The following is an 11,891-nucleotide window of genomic DNA, read 5'->3' as shown; positions in this document are numbered from 1 at the left end:
GGGTTGGAGAAAATCAGAAAATTGTAGTTATTGCTACTATTTTCAAGAAAGAAACTGACATTAAGTCTTTGATTTCATGAATGAATATAGCATTGGGAATGGTTTGTTGAGTAAAAACAATCAGTCCATGATAGAGTTATTCTTTGAAGATTTAGGGCAAGAGGATATGAATGAACTCCTGGATTTTGATTTTACTCCAGAAGCAGTAAAAGGCCAACTCTCTCTAAAAGTTGAGTTATTCACGGAGCTAAACCCGGAGATTCGGCGGGTGCTTCCTAATACTCCACCAGAAACTTTGTCTCAAACCTTATGGCAGTTTTGGTTACCTTTAGCGCTGTGGTTAGGGGAATCTCAAAAACAGCTCAGGCGACCTCTGATTCAAGGGATTCTAGGGGGCCAGGGAACTGGAAAGACGACTTTAAGTACTCTGTTAAAGTTGATCTTAGCAAAACTGGGCTATACATCGGCAAGTTTATCTTTAGATGATTTATATAAAACCTATGAAGACCGTCAAATTCTGAAAACCCAAGACCCCCGTTTCATTCGTCGAGGCCCTCCAGGGACTCACGATATTCACTTAGGAATTGATGTTTTAGAGCGCTGTCGTAACTCCCAGTACCCCGTAGAATTTCCTCGGTTTGACAAATCGGCTTATCAGGGAGAAGGCGATCGGACGGATTCAGAAATCATTACCCATGCAGATATCATCTTCTTTGAAGGTTGGTTTGTAGGTGTACAACCCATTGATCCAGATCGGTTTGATTTTGCACCTTCTCCGATTGATTCTGAAGAAGATCGACTATTTGCCCAAGACATGAATCAACGTCTACATGAATACTTGCCGCTTTGGGATTGTCTAGATCGATTAATGGTTTTATATCCCACAGATTACCGGCTATCTGAACAGTGGCGACTACAAGCCGAACAAGAAATGATAGCTACTGGAAAACCAGGCATGAATGAATCAGAAGTTAAAGAATTTGTTAACTACTTTTGGCGCAGTTTACATCCAGAACTATTTATTACTCCCCTGACTCAAAATTCCCAATTAACAGATCTTGTCGTTGAGATTAATTCAGATCATTATCCGGGAAGAATTTCTAGGGCTACGTCCTGGTCTAGTGACATCAGGCTTTAGTTGTGAGCATTTCACACTTTTTGCATAAAAAAATACAGGCATTGTTCCGATCTGACACTATACTAAATAGATTGCAACCACACCAAAGGTATGATACTCTCCTAGAGGAAAATTTTATCATTCACAATAATTTCAAGTAGAAAAAAGCGCCTATTGTATTAGTTCAGACAGTCTTTTAAGGAATAGAGGTAGAAGAGGAGATATTCATGATTGACAACAGGCAACTCTGTGCATCTGAGCAAGCAATGGAAATATCAAATCGCTTGGCTAGCTCATCAAATATAGTGATGATCGGGCGAATTTCGGGTCCCTTAAGTCAAGAAATTGTTGAACAGGCGCTTGCTCTTGTTCAAACTCGTCACTCTCGGCTTAATTCTCGGATCGTTGGTGAAGTGAATAATCTCCGTTTTGAAACGGGTGCTAAAAAGATTCCTTTGCGAGTTGTGGATAGGCAGCACCCTGAACAATGGCAAGAGACCCTTCGGGAAGAACTAAACACCCAAATTGAGAGTAGTGAAGTTTTGATGCGAGCTGTACTTGTGCAAGGACAGGAGCAAAGTGAAAATAGTACTAGCCATCTGATGATCGCAATAAACCACGCCATTTGTGATGCCCTATCGACTATCCACTTATATTCAGAAATCTTGACTTACTGCTCAAAAATTGCCTCTGGTGAACCAGTCGTGCCAATGTCCAGCTTACCGTCGCTTCCCCCTATAGATGAGTTATTACCCCCATCAGTAAAAGGCTTCAGGGGCAATATCAATAATCTCTTGTTTCTGCTGGGACTTATTTTCAAAAGTACTTTGCACCGACCAAAAGGCTTGAGTTTTGAGAAGACTGTACCTCTTGATTTACGCCGTACTGGCAATGTTTATAGACAGTTAGATGCCGAGGTTACCCAGCAGCTGATTTTACGTTGTCGTCAAGAAAAGACAACAGTACATTGTGCTTTATGTGTGGCGCTGATGTTTGTCACAGCAAGAAAAATCAGAGCAGGGCAGAAAACGTCTGTGTCCTGTTGGTCTGCTGTTGATCTGCGCGGACGCTTAAAACCAGCGATCGGCCATGAACACTTAGGCCAAGTGGCTAGCGCCATAATGTCATTTCACACTCTCGATCCAAATACCTCCTTCTGGGAATTAGCACGGGAGTTGAGACAACAGTTGAAAGTTAGCATCAAGCGCGGCGATATTTTCTCTCAAGCTTTGATGATGAAGAAGGGGTTCGATTCGGCGCTCAACCGCCTAGATATGGCTCCTAGTACAGTGAGTATTTCCAATGCTGGTCAAGTAAATATTTCGAGGGTTTTCGGTCAATTTGAACTCTTAGAATTTAGTGGAACTATAGCGAATGCCATATTTGGGGGTGTGTTGTGCGCTACTGTTACAATTTTTGAGGGAAAAATGTTTTTGCATTTCCCTTTTTCTGAGCCTGCAATCAGCCAGGAGACGATGGAGACTTTAGCAGATAGCGTTCTGTCCTGTCTGGTTGATGCTAGCAGATGAATGTAGGTTTTAACTTGTACCCATATTGAGGATTCACCTTTCAAGTTTATAGCCCAACATTCCGCACGACATTTTGTAGCATAGGTCTGTACACAATGTGAAAGGGCTTCAATTTACAGCTCAAGCTGTCTTTCTTCTTGTGAGAAAGAATCAATTTGCTTGCTACTCAGTGAGTCCTAGGAAACGCGTTGCCAAGTAGAATAAACGGTATACTTCGGATAGAATATATTCAGGGACAGTTGATTTCCTGAAATCTCAACAGTCCTTGGCAAGTCCATACCAATCACATCTGGAACTACACTAATTTCCAGATTGTGAAAAACTTGATTATCTCTAACTTCATATTTACCTACATAACAAACAAACTGTTGCGCTGCCTGAAGATATCGAATAGCTGCTTTGATATACTGAAATATATTTAACTTTGGTTTTATACCATACCCCATATCCAAGATATTTTCTATAGGTAATCCAAGAGGCAAGCGATTCTTACCCATAAGTCCAAGTGACACATATCCCTCCTTCGTATATGTGATATAGGATACGGCATCTTTCCCATAGGGATAAATGATGTTTTGTTCCTTATCTATGGTTTTCATCTCGATAAGTTTCCACATTCCGACAAGAGATTCTTTGGTAATTACACTATTTGTCATTTCTGTTTCTTCTGTCATTTTTACTCCTTAAATTACTTGTAGAAGATGCCTATCATAGACACTTAATTGAATGCTCACTCATATCATATCATTTAGCTTTTCAATTCTCTCCCTTTGCACTCTTAGGCTTTTATTAATATTTGTAACGCATAGGATTCAGAGCGGACGTAACCATCCTATCGCTGTCTTGGAACTCCCCTGTTAGTCTAAACTTCAGAAATACGTTGCCAAGTAGTATAAACCGTATAGTCCGGCTCTAATACAGTCATGAAAAGTTTATCTCCTGAAAGCTCAATAGCTCTTTCAAAGTCTACACCAATTACATCTGGAACTGAACAAATTTCAAGATTGTGAATAACTTTATTATCTCTGACTTTATATTTACCTGTATAAGAAACAAACTGTTGCACTGCCTGAATATATCGAAAAAGTGCTTTGATATACTTAAACATATTTATCTTGCGCTTTATACCATAGCCCATATCCATGATATGTTGTACAGTTAATCCAAGATTCAAGCGATGCTTATTCATCATTGCGACTGACACATACCCTTCCTTTGTATAAATAAGATAGCCTGGGGGATTTTCGCCGTAGGAATAAATGACATTTTCTTCATTATCTACAGTTTTCATATCCATAAGCGTCCATATCCCGACAAGAGATTCTTTGCTAATTATACTATTTTTCATTTCTGTTCTTTCTGTCATTTCTCTTCCTTAATTGTTGTTTTTTTTGAGAAGATACCTATTCTGGACATCTAACTGAATCCTAACTCATCTTGTATCAGAAAGCAAGCCCTAAATAGGTTATCAGAATTCAGAAAACAAGCTACTTCGGAAAAATAGCTTGTTTTCTGAGTGAGATCTAAGACGGTAGGCTTAAAAAACCACTTTGGTTCAAGTATGAAACCATTTTTTCTAGGTATGCTTTGTCTATAGGGCTAAAGGTAATGCCACTGCCGAGCAACCCATTCTGAGTATTGTGATCGTCAATAGTAAGTCCAGAATATATGCCTGCCTCTTGTTCTGTCATTTTTTCTGTTCCAGACTGCACTCCAAAAACGTAAGAATAGAGCGGATTTTCGGGATGTTCCGATAAAGCTATCTGCCAATCCTGTGGTGAAACTTTTTTAACAGAGGGAACTAAAGAGCAAATCAAATCAAATACATGGTTCCAAGATGTGGATTTATGATTGACTAAATTAAAGGTTTTTTCCAAGGATGTTTCTTGCTGAGACAAGTAAACAATTGCTTGAATTGTTTCATTTATAGGAACCCAGTTCTCTAATTCACCTTCTGAAATTGGCACTATGCCCAATTCAATACAACCCATAACATAGCGACAAATTCGATCGTCAATTCTACTAGCACCAGTATTAGCATCTGCTGTTATCGTTGCTAATCGATATATACAAGTAGGAATTCCTAGATCCCTCCCTGCCGCTACTAACTTTTCCGCTACCCATTTACTTTGGAAGTAACCATTAGTCAGGTTATGAGCTTCCTCACCTAATGGTTCGGATTCAAGAATAGCTGTACCTCGATCGTTACTCGATGACAATAAAGTTACATATGTAGACATAAAATGCAGAGCTTTCAGATGAGTTTGAGTAGCTAATCTTAAGACTTCTTGAGTTCCCAAAACATTAGTGGGTTTGAGTACGGTGTAGGGGTAAAAATGATTAGTCCAAGCTCCACTATGATAGATAACATCAATCTGACTGGCCAGGAAGTCAAACTCTTCTGTTGATAGTCCGAAAGATTTACTAGATAAATCTCCTACTACAGGGATCACTCGGTCGCCAAACTTTTCTTCATCCCAAAGCCAATAAGACTCCAGTTTATTTTTTAGTTTCTGTTTAGCTAAATCAGGATCATCAGCACGAATTAGGCAGTATATATTGGCAGAGGTTTTTTGCAGTAACTCATCAAGCAAATAAGTGCCAATAAAACCTGTTGCTCCTGTTAAGAAAATATTCTGAGGTTCAACAAGATTCTGCTTAACTGTAGTATTGACAACAATGGTCGGGTCTAAAATGGCTTCGGCTTGAAAATCAATTTCTTCTCCAGACGAGTTATCACTTTGTTTATCCGAGTTATCTGTGATCGAAAACTCCAGAGGAATTACATCAGGTAAATAATTGACCAACGTCTCAAGAGTAGGATAGTCAAATAACAATGTAGGACTCAAAGTTACCTCTAAACTGGACTCCAACCTGTTTTTCAGTTCCACTGTCATCAGAGAATCTAATCCTAAGTCAATAAAAGGTTGGTGCATTCCTATCTGTTGCGGATCTGTCCAGCCTAAGGTTTTGGCGATTAAAGAGCGAACCTGATGGGTTAATAACTTCTGACGTTCTGAAATCGGTGCTGATTCTAATTGTTCTCTAAATGCCGACTTTTGGCTTAATGATGGCTCAGTGGCAATCAAATCCTCTATAAATGTTGTCTTTTGATCCCGTGGTAGTTCCTTGACAAATTTTGACCAATTAATGGGCAACACTGCTACTTGAGGGAGAGAGTCTGATAAACATGACTCCAATGCCTGCATTCCCCTTTCTGTTTCTATGAGAGTCACCCCACTACTCTCCAGCCGCTTTTGATTGGCAATATCTAAACGGGCTGTCATTCCGACTGATGCCCAACCTCCCCAGTTGATACTCAATCCTGGTAATCCCAGACCTCGACGATAGTGAACTAATGCATCCATAAAAGCATTGGCTGCAGCATAATTGCCTTGACCAGGAGCCCCCAAAATAGCAGCTATGGAGGAAAAACAAACAAAGAAATCCAAGGGCAAATCTTTGGTGAGTTGATGCAAATGCCAAGTTCCTTGCACCTTGGGTGCCATCACTTTAGTAAACCGCTGCCAAGTCAGGTTTTGAACTAATCCGTCATCTAACACCCCGGCTGCATGAATCACTCCTTTAAGTGGGGGTAATGATGTTGAGATTGTCTCTAAAGTTTTGGCGACATCCTCTTGACGGGAAATATCTCCTAATAAAACACTTACAGAAGCTCCCGCTGTTTCTAAGTTCCCGATCGCCTTTTGTGCGTTTTCACTAGGAGCGCTACGCCCGCTCAAGACTAGATGCTTGGCTCCCTGTTTGACCATCCATTGGGCTAATTCCAATCCTAATGCTCCTAATCCTCCTGTAATCAAATAACTTCCTTCTGGTTGGATAGGCTTGGGATTAAGAGAAACTCGTGGCATTTCTATTACTACCTTACCTATATTTTTTGCTTGCTGCATATACCGGAAGGCTTCTGTGATTTGTGTACTCGGGAATACTTTGTGAGGTAAGGCAACCAGCTCTCCTTGGTTCCATCTGTGGGCTAATCCCTCTGACACCTGAGCCATCGAGTCAGGTTGTTGTTGCGTTACTATTCCTAAATCAAAAGGGAAATAGCTAACATCTGGTCGTTTTTCTTGGACTTGCTGTGGCTCCCAAATCCCAATTTTGCCAATTTCCACAAATCTTCCTTGAGGGGCTAAGATTTCCAAATTCTTGGGAATATACTCTCCGTTGAGGCTGTTGAGGACTACATCTACTCCCTCTCCTGCCGTAAGCTCCATGATTTGGTCAGCAAAATCTAGGGTGCGGGAGTTCATAATATGTTTGATGCCCAGGGACTTGAGAAATTCCCATTTAGGAGGACTAGCAGTAGCGAATACTTCTGCTCCCGCCAGTTGAGCTATTTGTACTGCGGCTTGCCCTACTCCTCCTGCTGCGGCATGGATTAATACTCGCTCTCCCGGTTGAATTTTTGCCAACTGTTGCAACCCGTAATAAGCCGTCGAAAATGTCAGAGGTAGGGTTGCTGCTTCGCTGAAACTCATGTGTTTAGGCTTGGCGGTGAGATACTCAGCCTCAGCTGGGATAGTGATGAAGCTGCTGAAGCCGTCATGGAGCATGTTTACTATTACTTCGTCCCCTACTTGCCACCGTGAGACTTGCGCTCCAACAGCAGAAATTGTGCCCGTACATTCCAATCCGAAAGTGAGTTGTTTGGCACTGGTAACGCCTAAGTATTCAGCATAGTAGTCTTGGAGTAATCCTAAAGCATTGAGTACGTCTCGGAAGTTTAGCCCCACTGCCGCTACTTCAATTTCTACTTCGTTGGCTTCAGGAAGACAGCGCTGCATTGGCTGCCAACTGAGGTTGTCTATCACTCCGTATTCTGACAGTTTTAATTGCACCGGTTGCCCTGCTGAACTCATTGATGGTTGCTGTGGTTTTTGTGCGAGTCTGGCAACATAACGATTTCCCTGACGTATTGCTATTTTGTCTTCTGCATCTTCTGATAAGAGTTCATCTACTAGGAAGTCTAGGTTTTGATAGATATTTGTTTCTGGGTCAAAGTCGAAGCGTTTACACTTTAATTCTGGGTGTTCTAGGGTAATTATTCCTCCCAGTCCCCATAAACTTCCATATTCAGGGTTAATTACTTCCGAGTCTTTGTTAACGCTTTGAGTTCCTTGAGTGACCAACCAGAGCTGCGGCATTTTATTAACTTTACTGTTGAGGATTGCGTGTACCAAATGGAGCGCTGTCCCACAAAGATTTTCTTGAATTTTCTCTAATTCTAAGTTGTCTTTGTTTTCTAATATTTGCACTCCCCACAAATGCACAACTCCTGTAATCCCTGGATTTTCTTCTAGCAGTTTTTGAAGTTGTTCCTCGCTGGTGGGATTGATTTGATAGTGTTGTGGACTGAGTTGCTGATAGCTCTGTCCTGGTGATACTCCAATGCACTCGTGACCTTTGTTCTGTAGGGCTTCTAATAGTTGAGTCTCTTCTGCCAAGACTAACCATTTGCTGCTTGCTGTTGATGGGTTTTTTGATGGTAGGTCTTGGGCTTGCCAGTTGATTTGATAATACCAATGGCTGATATCTGGTTCCAGGCTTTTCAGTAGGGCATCGGCTGTTGTGGCTACTCCCCTTAATCCCTGTAGCTCACCTACAATGATTCCCTCGTTATCTACCAGAAAAATGTCTGCTATTAAGCTATTTTCCGGTACTTCTACTATCATCCATACCTGGCTGATTGTCTGACGATACAGTTTCAATTTTTCTATCCCTACTGGGAGATAGGTTATGTCTGCTGTGTCTGTTTCGCCCATGCCATGACCTGTGATTTGTAGGGCTACATCTAATAAAGCTGGATGTATCTGATAGTCTGTTGCTTGTTCTATTAATTCCTCCGGTAAGGCTACCTTCGCTAGGACTTTGCCTTGACCTTTCCACAACTGTTTAAGTCCTTGGAAACTACTTCCGTAGTCTATACCAATTGACTTATATTTTTGATAATGCTCTGTGATTTCTATTGCTTGAGAACAGTCTTTTTTGTATTGTTCTAGGTCGATTGTGGCTGGGCTTTTGACTATTGGCTCTGAATAGATTTTTCCTTCACTGTGCAATTTCCATTGTAGTGCCTGTTGACTTTCGGCTTCTGATTTGCTAAATATTTCAAACTTGTAACTATTATTTTCTAAGTCATTGACTACTGTTTGTACTTTCTTGATTTCAGTTTCTGGTAGGATCAACCCTTGCGCTATCACCACATCAGACACTACTACTTGCTCTTGGGAGCTAAAGAGATTTTGTCCCACTGCTAGTGCCATTGCTAAGTAGCCTGTAGCTGGAAATAGAACCTGCTCAAATACTTGGTGGTGCTTCAGGTAATCTGGAGATTGAGCCATTAGGTATGATTGAAAATGATGTTGATTCTCCAGACTAGCTAGTTCTAGTTTTTCTCCTAGTAAGGGATGCACATATTTTGTTGTTGATAAATACGTTTTTTGTTGGTGGCCAGTGTTAGTTTCTATCCAATATTTTTCTCTTTGGAATGGATAGGTCGGCAAGACTACTTTCCCTCGGTTATAGTTTTCGTCAAATCCTAACCAATCTACTTTGGCTCCCTGTACATATAACTGTCCTAAACTTGAAAGCATCTGTTGCCATTCATCCACTCCTGGACGCAAGGAGGGCAACCACACACCTACCTCTGCTGGTAAACATTGCCTTCCCATTCCCAACAAAATTGGTTTGGGGCCAATTTCTAGGAATGTTTCACAACCTTGCTGGTTTAACGCCTTCATTCCTTGAGCAAATCTTACCGGTTGGCGTACATGACTTACCCAATATTGTGCTGTGGCTATGCTGTTGTCTGCTTTGGTTCCTGTGAGGTTGGATATGACTGGTATCGTTGGTTGATGGTAGGTAATTTGATTCGCTACAGCTTCAAATTCTGCCAACATGGGTTCCATTAATGATGAATGGAAGGCATGGGATACCTGGAGTTGTGTGGTTTTGATTCCGGCTGATTCGAGGTTAGTGGCGATCGCCCCCAATGCTTCTGACTCACCAGAAATTACGATACTTTGGGGACTATTAATGGCTGCTATGGCTACTTTTTCTCCCAGGGACATCGTCTTCAATGTCTCCAGGACTTTCGACTCTGAAGCCATAACTGAAACCATCCCACCACCAGCCGGTAATTTCTGCATGAACCTTCCCCTAGCAGCAATGAGTTTCAAGCCATCTTCTAAACTGAATACTCCTGCTACAGTTGCTGCCACATATTCACCTACACTATGACCCATGACTACATCGGGTTTTATTCCCCAAGATTGCCAGAGTTTAAATAGAGCATACTCTATAGCAAATAGCACGGGTTGGGTATAAGCGGTTTGGTCTAGCAGCGATGAGCCAGCATTATCTGTCGTTTCAGAATAGAGAATGTCTCGTAAGGAGTTGTCCTGGAAAGTTTCGACACTACTCAGAATTTCCTCACATTGGTGAATCGCTTCACGAAAAGCAGGTGCTTGTTCATATAACTGCCGCCCCATGTTCACATACTGGGAACCTTGTCCTGTGAACAGGAAAGCGATTTTGGCTCCCGTGGTGTTATTTATCCTTTCTCCTGAATAAATTCCGGTTACTTCTTCTCCTTCCTGGTACTCTCGGAGTTTTTCAACTAATTCTTGTTGATTTGAGGTGACCACTGCTAGTCTGTAGTGGAACTGGGCACGTCCTATATTAGCTGTATGGCAGATATCAGCTATCCCTAATTCGGGATGAGCTTTTAGATGATTTTGATAACTCTTAACTAACTCACCAAGAGCCGTTTCAGTTTTGGCTGAGAGAGTGAATAGATGAACCGGACGCTCTACATTTTCTTCACTCTTACCTTCTGTGGGGGCTTCTTCTAAGATTGCATGAGCATTAGTTCCACTAAAACCAAAGGAACTCACTCCCGTAATGCGACTTTTTCCATTGGTTTGCCAAGGGGTAAGTTGAGTTGAGACTTGTAGAGGGTGTTGAGACCAATTAATATAAGGGTTAGGCTCTTTAAAATGCAGGGATGGTGCAATTTGTTGATGTTGCAGTTGCAGGACTAATTTCATCAAACCGGCAACTCCTGCTGCTCCTTCAGTGTGACCAATGTTAGTCTTGGCTGAACCAATGATTAAAGGTTGCTCTTGAGAGTGGTTCTTGCCAAATACTGTTCCTAGGGCTTCGACTTCTTGAGGGTCTCCCAAGGAAGTTCCTGTACCATGAGCTTCAATATAACTAACATCTGCTGGGTCTACTCCTGCATTGGCCAAAGCTTGACGGATAACAGCGACTTGAGACGGACCATTAGGTACTGTCAAGCCACTACTTGGCCCGTCTTGATTAATCGCAGTTCCCCGAATTACTGCCAGAATATTATCCTTATTGGCAACTGCATCACTGAGGCGCTTCAATACAATGATCCCACATCCGTCTCCACGCACATAACCATTTGCTGAAGCATCAAAGGTCTTGCACCGACCATCCTCTGATAACATACGCCCCTGAGACAGGGCAATACTAAGCTCTGGAGATAGCAATAGATTCACTCCTCCTGCTAGAGCTAGATTGCACTCTTGATTCCTTAAACTCGAACAGGCTAAATGAATACTGACTAATGAAGAGGAGCAGGCTGTGTCTACTACTAAATTAGGTCCGACTAGCCCCAGAATATAGGAAATTCGCCCAGATCCTGTGCTGTGGGCATTTCCTGTACTCATATAAGCATCAATTTGTTCTGGACCTTGGCTGAATATACGGGAGGTATAGTCATTGGCACAAATACCAATAAATACACCAGTTTTACTCCCTTTAAGTTGTTGCGGATTCTGTCCTGAATGCTCTAGGGCTTCCCAAGTGACTTCTAAGAGTAATCTATGTTGAGGGTCTAGATGGGTGGTTTCTTTAGGGGAAATACCAAAAAAATTGGCATCAAACTCCTGTACTTGGTCAATAAACCCTCCATAGCGACTGTACATTTTGCCAGGAGTGTCTGGATTTGGGTCGTAATAATCATCAAGATTCCATCGGTCTTTGGGTACTTCCGCGATCGCATCTACTCCATTTTGTAAAATATCCCAGAAGGCTTCTGGAGTCGATGCACCTCCAGGGAAGCGACAACCCATACCAATAATAGCTATTGGCTCTGTCGCTGCTGCTTGAAGTTTTTGTATTTTTGCAGTTGCTTGTTTAAGTTTTAGTAGCAGACGTTGCTCATTTGAGAGTTGCTGGGATGAGTTGCGCTCCAT

General features: G+C 41.8%; 5 protein-coding genes. 2 read left to right on the top strand and 3 right to left on the bottom strand.

Annotated elements, in window-relative coordinates; translation table 11 throughout:
- Window positions 1–76 precede the first annotated feature (76 nt).
- Both PJF56_RS09850 and PJF56_RS09845 read left to right on the top strand, forming a co-directional pair.
- Complete coding sequence (locus PJF56_RS09850) at window positions 77–1,138, top strand: hypothetical protein (RefSeq protein ID WP_283762496.1); 1,062 nt, start codon at window positions 77–79, stop codon at window positions 1,136–1,138.
- Between the two features lie 206 nt (window positions 1,139–1,344).
- Entirely contained in the window at window positions 1,345–2,646 is a 1,302-nt protein-coding gene (locus PJF56_RS09845; RefSeq protein ID WP_283762495.1) for a phthiocerol/phthiodiolone dimycocerosyl transferase family protein, read from the top strand.
- A 176-nt stretch (window positions 2,647–2,822) separates the two neighbouring features.
- On the opposite strand, the gene PJF56_RS09840 is transcribed toward PJF56_RS09845, so the two are convergent.
- The 3 genes from PJF56_RS09840 to PJF56_RS09830 all read right to left on the bottom strand — a co-directional run bounded on the left by PJF56_RS09840 (window position 2,823) and on the right by PJF56_RS09830 (window position 11,891).
- The gene (locus PJF56_RS09840; RefSeq protein ID WP_283762494.1) at window positions 2,823–3,320 is read right to left on the bottom strand and encodes a lipocalin-like domain-containing protein; all 498 of its coding nucleotides are present in this window, start codon (window positions 3,318–3,320) and stop codon (window positions 2,823–2,825) included.
- 188 nt (window positions 3,321–3,508) lie between these two features.
- Entirely contained in the window at window positions 3,509–4,012 is a 504-nt protein-coding gene (locus tag PJF56_RS09835) for a lipocalin-like domain-containing protein (protein WP_283762493.1), read from the bottom strand.
- Between the two features lie 157 nt (window positions 4,013–4,169).
- On the bottom strand, window positions 4,170–11,891 hold the full coding sequence (locus tag PJF56_RS09830) for a type I polyketide synthase (protein WP_283762492.1): 7,722 nt from the start codon (window positions 11,889–11,891) through the stop codon (window positions 4,170–4,172).

Origin of the sequence: Roseofilum halophilum BLCC-M91 (genome assembly GCF_030068445.1) — a bacterium.
Lineage (GTDB): Bacteria > Cyanobacteriota > Cyanobacteriia > Cyanobacteriales > Desertifilaceae > Roseofilum > Roseofilum halophilum.
Note: the sequence above shows the minus strand (reverse complement) of the source record. Positions and strands in the feature narration are given on the sequence as shown.

Bases quoted from the DNA above. Each gene is read 5' to 3' on its own strand.
- PJF56_RS09850 (WP_283762496.1), top strand. From the start codon at position 77: ATGAATGAATATAGCATTGGGAATGGTTTGTTGAGTAAAAACAATCAG.
- PJF56_RS09845 (WP_283762495.1), top strand. From the start codon at position 1,345: ATGATTGACAACAGGCAACTCTGTGCATCTGAGCAAGCAATGGAAATA.
- PJF56_RS09840 (WP_283762494.1), bottom strand. From the start codon at position 3,320: ATGACAGAAGAAACAGAAATGACAAATAGTGTAATTACCAAAGAATCT.
- PJF56_RS09835 (WP_283762493.1), bottom strand. From the start codon at position 4,012: ATGACAGAAAGAACAGAAATGAAAAATAGTATAATTAGCAAAGAATCT.
- PJF56_RS09830 (WP_283762492.1), bottom strand. From the start codon at position 11,891: ATGGAGCGCAACTCATCCCAGCAACTCTCAAATGAGCAACGTCTGCTA.